18 protein-coding genes are annotated in these 16,689 nt (G+C 34.1%); 3 read left to right on the top strand and 15 right to left on the bottom strand.

What is annotated here, in order from left to right:
- Positions 1-37 precede the first annotated feature (37 nt).
- From SCB73_RS00090 to SCB73_RS00070, 5 genes are all read right to left on the bottom strand, one after another.
- Positions 38-832: a hypothetical protein gene (locus SCB73_RS00090; RefSeq protein WP_320568175.1), complete on the bottom strand. Its 795-nt coding sequence runs from the start codon at positions 830-832 to the stop codon at positions 38-40.
- Between the two features lie 119 nt (positions 833-951).
- Positions 952-2,280 carry an aldehyde dehydrogenase gene (locus tag SCB73_RS00085; RefSeq protein ID WP_320568174.1) on the bottom strand — a complete coding sequence of 443 codons (1,329 nt, stop codon included), beginning with the start codon at positions 2,278-2,280 and terminating at the stop codon, positions 952-954.
- A 78-nt stretch (positions 2,281-2,358) separates the two neighbouring features.
- A complete protein-coding gene (locus SCB73_RS00080; RefSeq protein ID WP_320568173.1) occupies positions 2,359-3,048 on the bottom strand; it encodes an RluA family pseudouridine synthase in 690 nt (229 codons plus the stop codon).
- Positions 3,049-3,239: 191 nt separating this feature from the next.
- On the bottom strand, positions 3,240-4,058 hold the full coding sequence (gene panB / locus SCB73_RS00075) for a 3-methyl-2-oxobutanoate hydroxymethyltransferase (protein WP_320568172.1): 819 nt from the start codon (positions 4,056-4,058) through the stop codon (positions 3,240-3,242).
- Positions 4,059-4,148: 90 nt separating this feature from the next.
- Positions 4,149-5,576: an L-serine ammonia-lyase gene (locus tag SCB73_RS00070; RefSeq protein WP_320568171.1), complete on the bottom strand. Its 1,428-nt coding sequence runs from the start codon at positions 5,574-5,576 to the stop codon at positions 4,149-4,151.
- Positions 5,577-5,880: 304 nt separating this feature from the next.
- Between SCB73_RS00070 and SCB73_RS00065 the strand changes: the two genes are divergently transcribed.
- Both SCB73_RS00065 and SCB73_RS00060 read left to right on the top strand, forming a co-directional pair.
- The gene (locus tag SCB73_RS00065; protein ID WP_320568170.1) at positions 5,881-8,028 is read left to right on the top strand and encodes a cation:proton antiporter; all 2,148 of its coding nucleotides are present in this window, start codon (positions 5,881-5,883) and stop codon (positions 8,026-8,028) included.
- 31 nt (positions 8,029-8,059) lie between these two features.
- On the top strand, positions 8,060-8,425 hold the full coding sequence (locus tag SCB73_RS00060) for a VOC family protein (protein WP_320568169.1): 366 nt from the start codon (positions 8,060-8,062) through the stop codon (positions 8,423-8,425).
- A gap of 85 nt (positions 8,426-8,510) precedes the next feature.
- On the opposite strand, the gene SCB73_RS00055 is transcribed toward SCB73_RS00060, so the two are convergent.
- The 6 genes from SCB73_RS00055 to SCB73_RS00030 form a co-directional block, all read right to left on the bottom strand.
- A complete protein-coding gene (locus SCB73_RS00055) occupies positions 8,511-9,194 on the bottom strand; it encodes a 2'-5' RNA ligase family protein (RefSeq protein ID WP_320568168.1) in 684 nt (227 codons plus the stop codon).
- An 8-nt stretch (positions 9,195-9,202) separates the two neighbouring features.
- Positions 9,203-10,099, bottom strand: a complete 897-nt coding sequence (locus SCB73_RS00050) for a TlpA family protein disulfide reductase (protein WP_320568167.1) — start codon at positions 10,097-10,099, stop codon at positions 9,203-9,205.
- A 41-nt stretch (positions 10,100-10,140) separates the two neighbouring features.
- Entirely contained in the window at positions 10,141-10,509 is a 369-nt protein-coding gene (locus SCB73_RS00045; RefSeq protein ID WP_320568166.1) for an iron chaperone, read from the bottom strand.
- Positions 10,510-10,756: 247 nt separating this feature from the next.
- Positions 10,757-11,224 (bottom strand): SRPBCC family protein, encoded by a 468-nt coding sequence (locus SCB73_RS00040; protein WP_132989957.1) that lies wholly within the window; start codon positions 11,222-11,224, stop codon positions 10,757-10,759.
- Positions 11,225-11,392: 168 nt separating this feature from the next.
- Positions 11,393-12,343 (bottom strand): polysaccharide deacetylase family protein, encoded by a 951-nt coding sequence (locus tag SCB73_RS00035; RefSeq protein ID WP_320568165.1) that lies wholly within the window; start codon positions 12,341-12,343, stop codon positions 11,393-11,395.
- A 5-nt stretch (positions 12,344-12,348) separates the two neighbouring features.
- Positions 12,349-12,741: a DoxX family protein gene (locus SCB73_RS00030; RefSeq protein WP_026730320.1), complete on the bottom strand. Its 393-nt coding sequence runs from the start codon at positions 12,739-12,741 to the stop codon at positions 12,349-12,351.
- An 85-nt stretch (positions 12,742-12,826) separates the two neighbouring features.
- Between SCB73_RS00030 and SCB73_RS00025 the strand changes: the two genes are divergently transcribed.
- Positions 12,827-13,663, top strand: coding sequence for a helix-turn-helix domain-containing protein (locus SCB73_RS00025; RefSeq protein ID WP_320568164.1), 837 nt, complete (start codon positions 12,827-12,829; stop codon positions 13,661-13,663).
- Positions 13,664-13,674: 11 nt separating this feature from the next.
- Here the strand turns inward: SCB73_RS00025 and SCB73_RS00020 are convergent, their stop codons facing one another.
- From SCB73_RS00020 to SCB73_RS00005, 4 genes are all read right to left on the bottom strand, one after another.
- Positions 13,675-14,256 (bottom strand): LOG family protein, encoded by a 582-nt coding sequence (locus SCB73_RS00020; RefSeq protein WP_320568163.1) that lies wholly within the window; start codon positions 14,254-14,256, stop codon positions 13,675-13,677.
- Positions 14,257-14,259: 3 nt separating this feature from the next.
- Positions 14,260-14,787 carry a GNAT family N-acetyltransferase gene (locus SCB73_RS00015; protein ID WP_320568162.1) on the bottom strand — a complete coding sequence of 176 codons (528 nt, stop codon included), beginning with the start codon at positions 14,785-14,787 and terminating at the stop codon, positions 14,260-14,262.
- A gap of 29 nt (positions 14,788-14,816) precedes the next feature.
- A complete protein-coding gene (locus SCB73_RS00010) occupies positions 14,817-15,941 on the bottom strand; it encodes a lactonase family protein (RefSeq protein WP_320568161.1) in 1,125 nt (374 codons plus the stop codon).
- A gap of 155 nt (positions 15,942-16,096) precedes the next feature.
- Positions 16,097-16,621, bottom strand: a complete 525-nt coding sequence (locus SCB73_RS00005; RefSeq protein WP_320568160.1) for a GNAT family N-acetyltransferase — start codon at positions 16,619-16,621, stop codon at positions 16,097-16,099.
- Positions 16,622-16,689 lie beyond the last annotated feature (68 nt).

Below are 16,689 nucleotides of genomic sequence, written 5' to 3'. Positions count from 1 at the left end.
GTAGGTTAGGCTCTTTTTTTTGTTCAGAAATTCAGTTTCATATTTGATCTGATTGGCCAATAGAGTCAATTGAATCTTCTTCTTGTTCCATGTCAAATATATCGTAATATGCTGCGTAATTCAGAGATGTATTAAAAACGTATGTAAATAGAAAACCTACACCGCAAGCAAACACGCCAACAATTGAGCCTATTATTCCAACAATGAACACCCCGAAAATCAATAAAGGATTTTTGGCTACCAATGTTATACTTCCTTTAATTGCATCTATCGCTTTTAAATTTCCGAACACAATCAGCGGAACAGTAAAATACATAAAGAAGTTAATCGTTATCGAAACTGCTACTCCAATGAATATAAAACCAGCTATTTCAAGGCTGTTTGCAATGGCATTATTGACTGCTGTAATAATTAAAGTTGAAGCAAATAATGGCGCAAAAAACGGTGTTTTATAATAACTAAACATGTATGAAGCCTTAAATTCATTGTTTTTGTCGGCAGCATCGGCCATTTTGTAGAAACCAGCACTGAATGGTGCAAGAATAGCGCTTAAGAATGAAACTCCAACTGTAGAAATTAAAGCTTCGTCTAAAGTTAATTTTGTTGGTTTTAAACTCTCTTGAACTACTTTTGTTACATTTTCAAAACCATAAATATTGCCTAAAACCGTTACTGCGACAACTGCGGCTATAAAAGAGAAAACCAATAGAATAAGTGCAGAATAAAGTGTTATTTTTTTAAAGTTTTCGAAAGCATGATCAAAGACAGTAGAAAAATCTATTGTGTAGCCATTTTTTTTAATGTTTTCGATTTTGGCAAGTGTAGATTTCATTTTGGTATGGAATTGTTTGTACTTTTAGAATTTACGGTCATATTTGAAACGTAAATATAGTATTTTTAATCAATTACATATGATATTCTACAAAATTATCAGCGACATTTTTTTGAGGCTTAAAGCCAGTCTAGTAATCGTTTAAGAGAAGTCAGTTTATCCTTATAAGGAGCATATCGCATAGGAAGATCTAGCCAGTTTGCTTTTTTTACCACAGCTTTGTGATGTGAGAAAATATCAAAACTTAATTGCCCGTGATAAGCACCGATTCCACTATGTCCGACACCGCCAAAAGGAAGTCTTTTATTAGAGAAATGAACTACTGTGTCGTTAATGCATCCGCCTCCAAAGGAATATGTTGTAATTAGTTTTTTCGCAAAAGAGTTATTTTCACTAAAAACATAAAAAGCCAAAGGTTTTTCATATTGACTGATTACATTTTCGATGTCTGTCTCGTTTTCATAAGTTAGAATTGGCAAAATTGGGCCGAAAATTTCTTCTTTCATTACAGGACTATCTAATGCTGGTTCTTCAATCAAAGTAGGCGAAATATATAATTTCTCGGCATCAGTTTCTCCTCCAAAAATCACCTTTTCTCGTTCTATCATACTGTCCAGACGCAACCAGTTTTTTGTATTGATGATGCGCGCAAAATCAGGCGATTTGTCTATTTTTTTTCCGTATGCATTTAAAATTTCGTCAATCAAAAAACTAACAAAATTTACCTTCATATTTTTTTGGATCAGAATATAATCTGGTGCAATGCAAGTTTGTCCCGCATTGATGAATTTGCCCCAAACGATTCGTTTCGCAGCTAATTTTAAATTTGCGGTTTCGTCAATAATGCACGGATTTTTTCCTCCCAATTCTAATGTAACCGGTGTCAGATTTTCTGCGGCAGCTTTTGCGACTATTTTTCCAACAGAAACACTTCCTGTAAAGAAAATATAATCCCAACGTTTTGCCAGCAGTTTGTTTGATGCTTCAACACCGCCTTCAACAACTTCAACATGTTTGACATGGAATGTCTTAGAAATGATTTTTGCGATAATTGCTGAAGTATGAGGCGTAAGTTCCGATGGTTTTAAAACGACTCTGTTACCTGCTGCAACCGCCGCAACCAAAGGACATAATGCCAATTGAAACGGATAATTCCAAGGTGCAATAACTAAAACTTTTCCATAAGGTTCTTTGTAGATATAATCAGTAGAAGGAAAATTGAGAAGCGAAGGAAAAATATTTTTGGGTTTTGCCCACGAATAAATATTTTTGATGGTATCTTTTAGTTCCGAAATGACATAATTTGTTTCCGTCAAAACAGCTTCAAATTCAGGTTTTTTAAAATCATCGTATAAAGCTTGGACAATCAAATCTTCGCTTTTTTGAATGTTATACAACAATTTTTTCAGCGTTTCTTTTCTGTATCCGATGTCGTTTTTGTAGTCCATTTTATGAATAGCTTGTTTTTTATGGCTATGCAAGTTAATCGATAAAATTTAAAAAATTAACAATTATATCATAAAAAATTAAACCGCATTCCAAATTGTTTCATCTGGAGTTGGCGCGATAATCGTGATGTTTTCTTTTGAAACAGGGTGTACGAAAACCAGTTTTCTGGCGTGAAGATGAATGCCACCATCAGGATTGCTGCGATCTGCACCATATTTTAAATCGCCTTTTATTGGTGAGCCAATTGCAGAAAGTTGTGCTCTAATTTGATGATGGCGCCCCGTATGAAGATTGATTTCAAGAGCAGTATAATTTTGGAGTTCCTTAATAATTTTGTAGTCCAAACTTGCCAGTTTGCTATCAGGAACTTCTTTTAAATGCGCTTTTGAAGTATTGTTTTTTTCGTTTCTTTTTAAATAATGCAGCAATTTGGCCGAAGCCTCGCTAGGTTTATTTTTTACAACAGCCCAATATGTTTTTTTAGTTTCACGATTGCTGAATAATTCATTCATTCGTGACAATGCTTTGCTGGTTCGAGCAAAAACTACAATTCCGGTAGTAGGTCGATCCAAACGATGAATCACACCCAAAAAAACATCGCCTGGTTTATTGTATTTTTCCTTAATGTATTCTTTTACAACATCAGATAAAGGTTTGTCTCCCGTTTTGTCTCCTTGTACAATATCTCCTACACGCTTGTTGACCACAATAATGTGATTGTCTTCATGAAGTATTTGGAGGTTGTTTTTATCTGAAAGAATTTTCATTTTGAAGCGAAATTTAAATAGAGGAAAGTTTGGCTAAAGCCTTGTTGCAGGCCTCAAAATAAACCTCCAGCTAAAGCTGGAGGCAATTGAGTTTTGAGATTTTATATTTTTTTAAACCTTTGTTGCTTTGAGCCTTTGTAGCTAAAAAAACTTAGGATCTTAGTAACTTAGCATCTTAGTATCTTAGAGAGTTAATATTGTTCTTTCTCGTTAGGGAAATCTTTCGACTTCACATCAGTGGCATATTGACCAATTGCTTTCGTCATTAATTCATAAAGATTCAAGTAACGACGCAAGAAACGCGGACTAAATTCATTGTTCATTCCTAGCATATCATGAATTACCAAAACCTGTCCGTCAACACCTCCGCCGGCACCGATTCCAATCACAGGAATCGAAATACTGTTCGCCACTTTTTTAGCAAGTTCAGCTGGGATTTTTTCAAGAACTACAGCAAAACATCCTACTTTTTCAAGCATTTTAGCATCTTCAATCAATTTTTCAGCTTCTTCCTCTTCTTTAGCTCTTACAGTATAAGTTCCAAATTTATAGATCGACTGAGGAGTTAAACCTAGGTGTCCCATAACAGGAATTCCGGCGTTTAATATTTTTTTGATAGATTCTTTAATTTCTTTTCCACCTTCTAATTTTACAGCATGTCCGCCACTTTCTTTCATAATTCTGATAGAAGAGCGCAAAGCTTCTTTAGGATCAGATTGATAGCTTCCAAAAGGCAAATCAACTACAACTAAAGCTCTCTCGACAGCGCGAACAACAGATGAAGCATGATAAATCATCTGGTCTAAAGTAATTGGCAAAGTTGTTTCGTGTCCCGCCATTACATTTGAAGCAGAATCTCCTACTAAAATCACATCGACACCTGCAGTATCAACAATTTTGGCCATTGTGTAATCATACGCAGTAAGCATAGAGATTTTCTCTCCATTGCTTTTCATTTCAATTAACGATTTGGTAGTGATTCTTTTATAATCTTTTTTAGCAACTGACATTTATGAGTAAATTTTAGTTTTTTAATGATTTTAAAAGCAGATTATACTTTTAAAACGTGATATTTTGTTTGCAAAATTAAGTAATATATTCTAACAATCAGCCATATTTACCGCAATTGCCAATCCGCCTTCTGAGGTTTCTTTGTATTTTGAATTCATGTCTTTTGCCGTTTCCCACATCGTGTTGATTACTTTATCTAATGGAACTTTGGCATTTTTAGAATCGGTTTCAAGAGCTAATTCTGCAGCATTTATGGCTTTTATAGCGCCCATAGTATTTCTTTCAATGCACGGAATTTGAACCAAACCGCCAATTGGATCGCAAGTTAAACCCAAATGATGCTCCATAGCAATTTCAGCGGCCATCAAAACTTGCGCAGGAGTACCGCCCATTAATTCGCAAAGTGCTGCTGCAGCCATTGATGACGAAACACCAATTTCGGCTTGACAGCCACCCATTGCAGCTGAAATTGTAGAACCTTTTTTGAAAATGCTTCCAATTTCTCCGGCAACCATCAAAAATTGTTTGATTTCTTTTTCGCCTGCATTATGGTTTTCGATTACCATATAATACATTAAAACTGCTGGAATAACGCCGGCACTTCCGTTTGTTGGCGCAGTAACAACACGCCCCAACGAGGCGTTTACTTCGTTTACGGCAAGCGCAAAGCAGCTTACCCATTTTAAGATTTGACGGAATTTAACTTCGGTTTTTCTAATTTCTTCGAGCCAAGATTGCGGATCTGTATAATTGGATAAACCAATTAAATTTTGGTGCATATCAAAAGCTCTTCTTCGAACATGAAGTCCGCCAGGCAAAATTCCTTCAGAATGACAACCAATGTACATGCATTCCAGCATGGTATTCCAAATGCGCATCAATTCAGAATGAATTTCAGCTTCAGAGCGCATTGATTTTTCGTTTTCATAAACAATCTCGGAAATCGATTTGTTTTCAGAAACCGTATAATTTAAAAGTTCAACTGCATTTTGAATTGGGAAAGGGAAAGCGCATTTGATGACTTCTTTAATTTTGGCATTTTCGCGTTCTTCTTTCACCACAAAACCACCGCCAATAGAATAAAAAGTGGACTCATATTCTGAATCATCATTTTTATAGGCAGTAAATTTTAATCCATTTGCATGAAAAGGCAAGAATTCTTTATTGAAGACAATATCTTGAAGAAAATAGAACGGAATTGTATATTGGTTGGCCAAAATAATTTCGTTTTGGTCTTCAATTTTTTTGATAATTCCAGCAATATTTTCAACAGGAATATATTCGGGATCTTGACCACTCAATCCGAGCATTACAGCCAAATCTGTAGCGTGACCCTTTCCTGTTAGAGAAAGCGAGCCATATAAATCGACTTTTACGCGCTTGATTTGGTCTAAAATAGATTCGTTTTTTAGCTCTTCCAAAAAACGTTCAGCGGCTCTCCAAGGACCCAAAGTATGTGAGGATGAAGGTCCAACACCAATTTTAAGCATATCAAAAACAGAGATACATTCTTCCATTGTTACAATTTTGTTATTACAAAGATAATTGAATAATGCAACGATAGTTATATTTTGGTTGTGAATGTTGCACTTTTGTTAAAAATGGTATTAAATTTTAATAATTTGGCAACAAAATAAATTTAATTGTTTAATATGTAGTTTGCGTAGAAAGTTGGCTATTTTTCGGTATTTTTGTAGAGAGCCTTTTATTAAAACCGCTTAATTTGTTTGGTATAATTACGAAATCACTTCAAAGGATTTTATTTTAATTCTGAAAAATGTCTTTTTACGATTACAATACCAGAAAGCATAAAATTACAATATGATAGAATTTTTCAGGCATTTTTTACACGAATTCGAATTACCGCTTACGAATCCAGTATTGATTTTTTCCTTAATACTTTTTATAATTCTGCTTTCGCCGATTTTATTAAAAAAAATCAATATTCCCGGAATCATCGGATTGATCATTTCTGGAGTTATTATAGGACCACATGGTTTGCATCTTTTAGAAAAAAATTCAGCTGTTAATTTATTTTCAACTATCGGACTTTTGTACATCATGTTTATTGCTGGACTTGAACTTGATATGAATGAATTTAAAGCGAATCGAAACAAGAGTTTATTATTTGGTTTTTTCACTTTTATAATTCCGCTTTCAATCGGTTTTCCGGTTTGTTATTATTTGTTGCATTATGAATTTAATGCCAGTTTTTTAACAGCGAGTATGTTTGCAACGCATACTTTAGTGGCATATCCAATTGTGAGCAAATTAGGAATTGCAAAAAATCAAGCAGTTGCCATAACAGTTGGAGGAACAATTTTGACTGATACTGCCGTTTTGATTATTCTTGCCGTAATTATGGGAAGTAGTCAAGGAAGTTTAAATCAGGCTTTTTGGATCAAATTGACCGTTTCATTAGCCATTTTTTCAGCAATTATGTTTTTGCTTATTCCAAGAATTGCCAAATGGTTTTTCAAGAAATTAGAAAGTGAAAAACATGCACATTATATTTTTGTGCTTTCAGTTGTTTTCTTCGCTGCCTTTTTGGCCGAAGTTGCAGGAGTAGAACCTATTATTGGTGCTTTCGTTGCAGGTTTGGCATTGAATCCTTTGATTCCGCATTCGTCTGCTTTGATGAACCGAATTGAATTTATTGGAAATTCATTGTTTATTCCCTTTTTCTTGATTTCTGTGGGAATGCTTGTTGACGTAAGCGTTATTTTAAGCGGACCGACAGCTTTAATTGTAGCAGCAACTTTGAGTGTTGTGGCTATTTTTGGAAAATGGGCAGCTGCCTTTTTTACACAAGTCGTTTTTAGATATACCAGAACCGAAAGACAATTGATTTTTGGATTAAGCAGTGCGCATGCGGCAGCGACTTTGGCTGTAATTTTGGTGGGTTATAAAGCGAAAATTTTAGATGAAAATATCCTAAACGGAACAATTATTCTGATTTTGATTACTTGTATTGTCGCTTCTTTTGCAACTGAAAAAGCGGCTAAAAAAATCGCGATTTGTGAAGAAGAAATCTCCCATGAAGATGCTGGGCATGATCAAATTTTAGACGAACATATTTTGATTCCATTGGCAAAAACGTCGGCGACGGCAAGTTTATTGGATTTCGCGCTTTTAATTAAAGATAAAAAATCAGCTAATCCTGTGACTTTATTGACGATTGTTCCGAATAACGATCAAGCCGAAAAAAATATTCTGAAGTATAAAAAAGCGGTTGATAAATTTGTGATTCAAGGATCGGCTTCAGAAGTGAAAATTAATACGATTGCCCGAATTGATCATAATCCGGCGAGCGGAATTGCAAGAACTTCTAAAGAAATCATGTCGGATATTGTGATTATTGGCTGGCCAAAAAAAACGGGATTCTTGGATAAAATTTTTGGTGAAAATGTTGATTCTATCATCAATAATGTTGATAAGAGTTTATTCATTTGCAGGTTTCCAACTAATTTTGTTGAAGAAAAAAGACTGGTTTTTATTTGTCCGCCATTTTCTGAAAGAGGAATTGGTTTCCATCTTTTATTACAGAAGATCTGCAGGTTATCTCAAGAATTAAGTATTCCGATTGTGCTTTACGCCGATTATAAAACGCATCAAACGATTCAAGAAATAGCAAATAATTTGAGACTGAATGCTAAATTTGGTTTTAAAAGCGTAATGGAATGGGATAATTTTGAATCGATTTCAGACGAAATAAAGCCAACCGATTTCATTGTTTTCAATTTATCTAGAAAAGGTTCGGTTTCGTATCAGTCTATTTTTGACAGACTGCCTCAAAAATTTGATAAATTGTTTGCTGACAATAATATTCTCTTGGTTTATCCGCAAGACGACCGCAAAGAAAGCGCAATGGATGCCTACGAAGATTTCACGGCAACGCCTTTAACCAAAGGTCTTGAAGCCATTGAGCAGATTGGTCGTGGTTTGGGGAATATTTTAAAGAAAGGATAATTTTTCGCAACTTACTAAATCTGTGATAAAAATGAACCATAATATAAAATCAATTCGTCCCTTTATAGGATCCAAAAATTTTGAAATATCAAGAAGTTTTTATCGTGATTTAGGTTTTGAAGAAGGTGTCTTAGAATCTAATTTTTCTGTTTTTAAAAACGAAGAATTTGCTTTTTATCTTCAGGATTATTATGCCAAAGAATGGATTGAAAACACTATGATTTTTCTAGAAGTTGATGATCCAGAAAGATATTATAATGAGCTTTTAGCATTAAATCTTCCTGAAAAATATGAAGGTGTAAAACTCACTCCAGTAAAATATTTAGATTGGGGAAGCGAATGTTTTCTTCTTGATCCGTCTGGTGTTTTATGGCATTTTGGAACATTCATAAAATGATTTTTTTCGCCACGAATTACACGAATTGTATTTTTGTTAAGTGAATGAAAATTAGTAGAATTAGTGAAATTTGTGGCAAAATAAACTACCTCAAACCAAAATTTCCCAAAACGCGCGTAGTACTTTTACGCTGATACCAATCATTATAAACAAGTTCTAAGTTTTTTACATCAAGTTCCCCAAAATCATAATCACGAAATTTATCCGCAATTTCAATTAATTTCTGTGGATTTTGAAGCGGTTCTTGAAAACGCATAATAGTAGAATGCGCTGTCGAAATCGAATAACGGCTGTCAATGCTTTGTTGCAAATCTGAGTTTTTGAAATTATCGCGAAGCTTGTTTCTGAAATTGTTCAGCGTTTCATCAGTTGGAAAACCTTGAATCATAAGGGCAGAAGGAGAAGCAGTAATGCCTTTGAAATGAATTTTGATTTTGTCAGCATCGACCATACTTTTGCAGATTAATTGAATATAATCATTTGGTGCAATCTGATTTAACTGAAATTTCTCCGAACAGGAAATAATCGACAGTACTGTAATGTGAATATCAGAATCTGGATAAAAATATTGCTCGGGTTCGGCTTTTTTTAATTCATTGATAAAAAGCTCCATTTTTGCTTTTATTTCATCGCTTGGGCGAATTAATAATGTTATTCCAAATCGTGAATCGGATTCGTTTTTGAGCTCTGAATCAATTGCATACTTTCCTGCCGAAATTGCTTCAGAAGCTGTTTTATAAAGTTGGTTGTAATGTTCGGTTAAATTCATTTGCCGTATTATTGTACTTCAAGAATCGATTTTAATTGTTGCTGTAGGTCGTGTTTATTGTTTTCGCCACTACCTTTCCATTTCCCAATAATAATGCCGTTTTTATCGATTAACACTTTGTGAGGTATGCCATTTACGAAGTAATCTTTATCGATTGAGCTATTGTTTTCTAAAATAGAAATGTGTTTCCAAGATTGAATTTTTTCTTTTGTGATCGCATTTTTCCAAAGATCTGATTTTTCATCTTTGGTAACACTGATAATTTCTAAACCTTGTTGCTGATATTTTTTATATAATTCTTTAATATAAGGCAATTCTTCTCTGCAAGGAGCACACCAGCTGGCCCAAAAATCAATCAAGATATATTTTCCTTTATAGTCACTGAGCGAAATAGTTTTATTGTCGATATCTTTTAAGCTAAAATTTGGAGCGATGCTTCCTACTTTGCTTTGTTTAAAATAATTCAATTTCTCGGCCATCTCTTTTCCTTCTTCTGAATTTTTGATTTCTGGAGAAAAATTTTGGAAAACCTCCACAAAAGTGTCATAAAAATTCATTCCAACAAAACGACCTACGGAGATTCTAATTAAGCGGAGCGCCTTTAATGAATTTGGATGTTTTCGGGCAAAATCAAAATCAAGCTTTAATTCATTTATCCCATTCTCATCTAATGCATTCCATAATGTATCTAAACGTATTGCAAGCTGATTTTTTTTAATAGAATCTTTTTCTGTCTCTATTTTTAAATTAACTTCTTTCATTAATTTTGAAATAGAATCATGAACTATTTTTGTTGGTTTATGCAATTCAAGAATTTCTTTTTCAATTGAAGCTTCGTCTTGCGCGTTGCAAAAGAAACTCACAAAAAAGGTAGAAATGACAAAAAGAAGATTTATTTTTTTCATGGAATAATGCTTTGTTAATGGCGGTAATGATTAATCTAAAACTATTTCTTTTTTGCTTTTTCCAGATTTTCTTTAACTCTAAATTTTACAATTTTTGTGATCAAATCGTAAGGCATCTTTTCTTTTATAGGAAACTGAACAGAACCTTTTCCCGATTTATATTTTGAAAGTTCATCCTTAAATTCTTCATGTCCGCTTGGTAAAGCATAAAGTCCGATGTGATTTTTAAAAGCAGCAAAATACACGACAATTCCGTTTTGCTCAAAAGCTGGCATCGAGTAACTGATTTTTTCTTTCGCATCGGGCGCTGCTTTCTGAATCGTCATTCTGATTTTTTCCAAAATTTCTTGAACATCATTTGGAAATCCGCCAATGTACTCGTCGATATTTTCGGGTTTTTTAACTTCCATTTTTTTGTTTTAGGTTTCAAGTTTCAGGTTGCTGAACTTGTACTACGATCAAAACATATCTGTTATTTTAACGCAAAGTGCGCTAAGTATTTTTAGTTGCTGGAGCAAGCAGAATCTATATTAAGTTCGCAAAGCTTTGCCTACCATTTTTTCTGCACAAAGTTTTGTGGGCATTTCACTTTAGTGATTCTCAAAAAACTTTGTGACCTTTGCGTAAATCTTTGTGACCTTTGCGGTTAAAATACTATCAGGCAAGACCTTTCGGGAATCTATCCAGAACTAAATTCAGCTTTAAATTATGTTCTAAATAGGCTTTTGCTCCCGCTAATACCAACGTAAAACCTTCAGTAGAATTACGAACCTGGTCAATTATTTTATCGGCATCACCTTTTAAGCCCGAATTCGTAATGCTTACAAAGGTCTCATTTTCATTCAGCGGACTAAAAATCCATTCGACCAAAGTGATTTCGTCTGGATTTCCCCATTCAATCACAATTTTTTTATTTTCTTGCAATACTAATGTTGTTACCGTCAATGAAAAACCATACATTTCCCAAGTCCACTCGGTTTTTTGGTTTTCTTCTAATTTTCCGGAACCTTTTGTAAACCAAAATTTACGTGTGATTTCTGGATCTATAAAAGCCTGAAAAACTTCTGAAACAGGTTTTCTAATCAGCATTTCGGCTTTTGCAAATTTGTTGTTTTCTGTTTTCATGGTTTATGTCTAAAATGTGCGTTGTAAAATAGAGGCAAATACTTCAAAAAAAAACGAAAAATCAAAACATTTTTTTTTGAAGCCCTAATTTAAGAAAGAAATTCCAATTACCAGAAATAAAAAATCCACACAAGTTTTAACTTGTATGGATTTCAAATTCTAAATTGATTATTCTCTTATTGTAGTCTTGTCGTGAAGTGCAATTTCGGCGATTTCATCTTTGCGTTTGAAACTCACACCCTGATGTTGTTGCATGTATTTTATTAAATCATTTGTGGCTTTTACCATTTGTGGAGTTCCTCCAATGCGGTCGTGAAAACTAATTGACATTTGGCGTCGTTGTGTTTCACTTTCGGCGTATAATTGGTCAAATTCCATTTTAGCTTGTTGGAAAAATTGATCTGATGAAAAGTTTTTCCCTTCAATCAGAACTATGTCGTTGCATCTGATTGTGTATGGAACTACTGCAAAATCTTTATTTTTTACCTGAATGATAAAAGGTTCATCATGGCTAAGATCATCGATATGATATTTGAAACCAAGTTCTTGTAAAATATTGAGTGTGTTTTGTCCTCGGCGCAGCCAGTTGGCATTATAACCAACAGGAGTAAAACCAGTGACTTTTTTTATAGCATCAATACCATCTTTTATGAACTTTTTTTCTTCTTCATACGGCATTGTATATTGTGTGCTCCAGCTCATTCCGTGTGCGGCGGCTTCGTGGCCTCTTTGTATAATCTCTTTTGCCAGTTCCGGATTTTTTAAAACAGCGGTTCCAACCATGTGCGAAGTTACTTTTACGCCAAGTTTATCCCAATTGTCCAACATACGTGGAATTCCTTCTTTATATCCGTATTCATACCAGGTAGAAGCAGGTAGATCAATAAACCCTTTTTGCATATTTTGAGGAAAAGGACTTTCGGCATTTAGCGGTTGTCCTCCGGCTTCAAACTGCATAGAGATTGAAACCACTAATCTTGAGCCGTCTGCCCATTTAGTTTTTTTAGAAGAAAAAACAGGAGCATTGTTTGAAACTTCAGAAAATGTTTCAATAGGATTCATCAGGCCAACCATTCCTATTATTCCGGTTTGTTTAATAAAATTTCTTCTTGAACTCATAATGCTTATTTTTTAATTAATGTATCAATAGCCCAACTGTTATCATTTATAAAATGTAACAGTAAAGCAAAAAAAGCAATGTGCATTAGTTGTGACGGAATGGCTTCCCAGTTTTCAATCATTGAGGTGCCAAATAATAAAATTAGCATAATTACAGCTCCGGCAATTAAAGATGGTTTTGTAAATAAACCCAGTAATAATAAAACGCCAATTGAAAATTCTGCTACGGGTAAGATGTAACTAAAAGGAGTTACAAGAATTTTTGGCAGCATAGAATTTTCAAAACTATTGGTCATCCAGTTACTAAAAGCTTCCAGTTTTGGTAGTCGTACTAATCCATGTCCAAACATGCTGATTGCTATTGCAATGCGCAATAATAAAAAAGAAATTGTTTCCATATTGTTGTAATTTTATACAACAAAGTTGAGAAGATCTGCTTTTTTAAATTTGTACAATCATTGGAATATTTTGTACTTTTGAAAGATGGAAATTAGAAATTTATACCATCCATTTGAACTTCAGTTTTTAGAAGTTTTAGAATATGAAGCGAAAGAGCGCAAAAACACTTTTTTTGAAATGGTTTTTGTATTGGAAGGAAAAGGAATTCAGATCATAAATGATCATCGATTACCTTACAGCAGTGATAAGTTATTTTTGATTTTTCCTGAAGATACTCACAGTTTTGAAGTTACTGAGAAAACGAAATTTTTCTTTATTAGATTTCATAACAGTTATCTTAAAACTCAAAGCAGCGAATGGATTCAAAAACTTGAATTTATTTTTCACAATCATAATCATTTGCCGGGATGTATATTAAAGACAGTGACAGACAAGCCATTAATAAGAGCAATGATCGAAGCCCTTATTAGAGAAGAAAAAAGTCATGATCAGCAGCAACAAGAAGTAATAAAACAAATTCTAAATACTATAATAACCATTGCTGCCAGAAATATTTCGCTTGTGGCGAATATAAATTTTGAGCAGACCACCACGATGCCAAATTTAGATTTATTACATTATGTTCATCAGAATATCTATCGGCCAGATCAATTGAAATCTTCGAAAATGGCAACAGCTTTTAATGTTTCACCAACGTATATAAGCGAGTATTTTAAAACCAAAACAGGACAGAATATACAAGAATATAGTATCGCATATAAAATTAAGCTGATTGAAACCCGATTAAAATTTACCAATATGCGTATTAATGAAATCGTGTACGAATTTGGTTTTAGTGATGCAAGCCATCTGAATCGATTATTTAAGAAATATACAGGACTAAACCCGAGTGCATATAAAAAGCAGTTTAAAAACTTATAATCTGAAACACATTAAACTTCTTCTTTATTTATCCATTTTCCAACCGTTGGCGGATTGTAGTTTTTCATTTTTTCCAGCAAATCGGGAATATTGTCGCTTACCAAAAGCATTTTTTGATTGACGTCTTTCAGTAAGCCTTTTTCAACCATTGTTTCTGTCAATTCAATCAGCGAATCATAAAAACCGTTCGTATTTAAAATCGCGATTGGTTTTTTATGAAGTCCTAATTGTGCCCAAGTCAGCATTTCAAAAAGCTCTTCTAGTGTTCCAAAACCACCTGGGAGCGCGATTACACCATCGCATAAATCATTCATTTTGGTTTTTCGTTCGTGCATGCTTTCGACCAAAATCAATTCGGTCAAACCCAAATGTGCAATTTCTTTAGATCTTAGAAAATTTGGAAGAACGCCAATTACGGTTCCGTTTTCGCTCAGTGCACCATCTGCGACAGCGCCCATTAAGCCTACGTTTGCGCCTCCGTAAACTAAACCTATATTTTGTTTGGCTAAAGTTTTTCCAAGCAATTCTGCCTGTTCTCTAAATATTTCATCGGTTCCAAAACTGGATCCGCAGAAAACGGTTATATTTTTCATTTTTTATTTTTTTATTCTGTAAACAAAATTATGACGCGAAGGTTCGTTATAATAAGCAACATTGATTTCGTCTATTTTTTTGGCACCTAATTTTTCTATTGCTTTTTGCGAACGGTAATTTTCTGCCCCAATATGGAACTGAACGTTATCAACAAACTGAAACGCATAATCGAGCATAATTTTTTTTACTTGTGCATTAAAACCAGTTCCCCAGAAGTTTCTGCCGTAAAAAGTATAGCCTATAAAAATGCTTTTGTTTTCTGGTTCATAATCGTAAAATCGTGTACTGCCGGCAATTTCATTTGTTGTTTTGTCCAAAATAACAAAAGCGCCCTTGCTTTCCATCGCACCTTCAAAAAAGTTTCGGAAGACGTCTCGTTCATAGCGATTTTTATTAGGATGTTGTTCCCAAACTAAAGGATCTGAAGCGACTTTATAAAGCGCTTCAAAATGATTTTCTTGCAACGGAATCAATTTTAAGATTTCGTTTTCGAGAAAATCAGGCTGTAAATTAAAGTTGTTCGGAGTCATTTTTTTTGTAACAGATTAAAATTCTATTTTTAAATTTTTCGGATTTGAACGCAGGAAACACTTTCCATTTTGATTTCTTTTCCGACCTTTTTTAGAAGACCAGTCTTTGGATTTATTTTAAAAACAACCACATTTCCGGTATTCACATTTGAAGCAATTAAAAATTTTCCGCTTTCATCAATGGCAAAAACTCTTGGATGTTTTCCTAAAGTAGATTGATAACCAATATTTTTCAGAAGTCCATTTTCATCAATTGCAAAAATGGCAATATTGTTTTCTTTTCCACGATTTGTAGCATACAGAAATTTCCCGTCAGGCGAAATATGAATATCTGAGCTTTCAAAACCTTCTTTTATTTTATCAGGATGCGTAGCGATGCGCTGAATTTTATTCAAAACACCATTTTCATATTTGTAAACACTAATTTGTCCAGCCATTTCCTCAATACAATACCCAAATTTCTGATTGGGATGAAAAGTAAAATGCCTCGGACCAGCTTCTAAATCAGTCTTTGTAAATGGATTTTTAGTGTCAAGTAAAGGTTTTTTCTGATTTTCATCAAAGGCATAACAACGAATTTTATCGGCACCTAAATCGGGCAAAAACAAATAATCAAATTCAGGCGAAAACACTGCCGAGTGTACATGTGAACGGGTTTGTCTTTCTTTGTGCGTACTTCCGTCCATATATTGGAAATTTTGTGCAATCGAGTCTATTTTGCCATTTTCTAAAATTGGAAAAACAGAAACGCTTCCTTCAGTATAATTGGCATTGGCAATCCATTTTCCGCTTTTATGAATCGTAACATAAACTGGATTTTCACCACCACTTCTTTGGCTGTTTAAAAAAGTCAGGCTTTTGTTTTCAGAATTAAATTCAAAACTGCTAATGCTTCCCGCGTTTGGCGTTTTAGTATCGGTACAAGCATACACATATTTTCCATTTGGAGAAACCGCCAAATAAGATGGATTTACAATGTTTTTTGCCGAAGCAAATTTTGTCAATTTTCCATTTAGCGTATCCAATTGATAAACTTGAATGGCTTCCGCCGATTTATCACGATTATAGGAACCTAGAAAAACGTAGGTATTTTGTGCGAAAAGGTTAAAAGTTGCCAGAAAAGCAACGATAAAAAGGATAGTTTTTAGTTTCAAGGCTTTTGTTTTGTTTCAAGTTTAATGTTTCAAGTTTAATGTTTCAAGTTTTTGTTTGTTTTGTCAGGCTGAGCGAAGTCGAAGCCCCATTTCCAATTGCAGCGCCCTTCGACTTCGCTCAGGGTGACATAGAAAATGTTTAAAGTTTTTATTTTTTATGAAATTAATGGATATCTGAATCCGAATACAGGAAGTTCTCCTTGCATAAAATCCAGAATTTCATCTCTTTTAAATCCGATATTTTCGTACATTTTCCAAGCTGTTTTCATTGCTAAAGTAGAATGGATAATGACTTGTTTCCTTTTGGAATCTTGTGCTTTTTTGAGGCATTCTAAAGTCAAAAGCTTTCCAATTCCTTTTCCTCTCGCTTGAGAATCAACTCCAAGCAATCGAAATCCGGCCGAATCTTTTTCTTGAGTCGCAATGCCACCAGAGCCGTAATATTGCATGTCGTTAAAATAAACAACTGCTCCAGAAATGGTATTATTTTCATCAACTGCCACTAAAAGTTCTGTTTCTGGATATTGCGTAAAATTGCCAATATTGGCCAGCATTTTATAATAATTTGGTTGTTCCTCTTCTTTAGGAAAACCTTCCAAAGCTGAATAAACGCGAATTAAAAGTTCCCCGATTTCCTCAAATTCTGAAGGTTTTGCGTTTCGTATGATATAATTGTTCATTTTTTAAGTTTCAAGTTTCAGGTTTCATCCCGATAGCTATCGGGACAAGTTTCGAGTTTCAAGTTTCG

It is taken from the genome of Flavobacterium sp. KACC 22761 (genome assembly GCF_034058155.1).
Lineage (GTDB): Bacteria > Bacteroidota > Bacteroidia > Flavobacteriales > Flavobacteriaceae > Flavobacterium.
Note: the sequence above shows the minus strand (reverse complement) of the source record. Positions and strands in the feature narration are given on the sequence as shown.

Excerpts from the sequence above, each read along its gene's own strand:
- SCB73_RS00045 (WP_320568166.1), bottom strand. The coding sequence starts at position 10,509 with ATGGAAGTTAAAAAACCCGAAAATATCGACGAGTACATTGGCGGATTT.
- SCB73_RS00020 (WP_320568163.1), bottom strand. The coding sequence starts at position 14,256 with ATGAAAAATATAACCGTTTTCTGCGGATCCAGTTTTGGAACCGATGAA.
- SCB73_RS00005 (WP_320568160.1), bottom strand. The coding sequence starts at position 16,621 with ATGAACAATTATATCATACGAAACGCAAAACCTTCAGAATTTGAGGAA.
- SCB73_RS00030 (WP_026730320.1), bottom strand. The coding sequence starts at position 12,741 with ATGGAAACAATTTCTTTTTTATTATTGCGCATTGCAATAGCAATCAGC.
- SCB73_RS00060 (WP_320568169.1), top strand. The coding sequence starts at position 8,060 with ATGAACCATAATATAAAATCAATTCGTCCCTTTATAGGATCCAAAAAT.
- SCB73_RS00015 (WP_320568162.1), bottom strand. The coding sequence starts at position 14,787 with ATGACTCCGAACAACTTTAATTTACAGCCTGATTTTCTCGAAAACGAA.
- panB (WP_320568172.1), bottom strand. The coding sequence starts at position 4,058 with ATGTCAGTTGCTAAAAAAGATTATAAAAGAATCACTACCAAATCGTTA.
- SCB73_RS00040 (WP_132989957.1), bottom strand. The coding sequence starts at position 11,224 with ATGAAAACAGAAAACAACAAATTTGCAAAAGCCGAAATGCTGATTAGA.
- SCB73_RS00070 (WP_320568171.1), bottom strand. The coding sequence starts at position 5,576 with ATGGAAGAATGTATCTCTGTTTTTGATATGCTTAAAATTGGTGTTGGA.
- SCB73_RS00085 (WP_320568174.1), bottom strand. The coding sequence starts at position 2,280 with ATGGACTACAAAAACGACATCGGATACAGAAAAGAAACGCTGAAAAAA.
- SCB73_RS00035 (WP_320568165.1), bottom strand. The coding sequence starts at position 12,343 with ATGAGTTCAAGAAGAAATTTTATTAAACAAACCGGAATAATAGGAATG.
- SCB73_RS00050 (WP_320568167.1), bottom strand. The coding sequence starts at position 10,099 with ATGAAAAAAATAAATCTTCTTTTTGTCATTTCTACCTTTTTTGTGAGT.
- SCB73_RS00025 (WP_320568164.1), top strand. The coding sequence starts at position 12,827 with ATGGAAATTAGAAATTTATACCATCCATTTGAACTTCAGTTTTTAGAA.
- SCB73_RS00055 (WP_320568168.1), bottom strand. The coding sequence starts at position 9,194 with ATGAATTTAACCGAACATTACAACCAACTTTATAAAACAGCTTCTGAA.
- SCB73_RS00080 (WP_320568173.1), bottom strand. The coding sequence starts at position 3,048 with ATGAAAATTCTTTCAGATAAAAACAACCTCCAAATACTTCATGAAGAC.
- SCB73_RS00065 (WP_320568170.1), top strand. The coding sequence starts at position 5,881 with ATGATAGAATTTTTCAGGCATTTTTTACACGAATTCGAATTACCGCTT.
- SCB73_RS00090 (WP_320568175.1), bottom strand. The coding sequence starts at position 832 with ATGAAATCTACACTTGCCAAAATCGAAAACATTAAAAAAAATGGCTAC.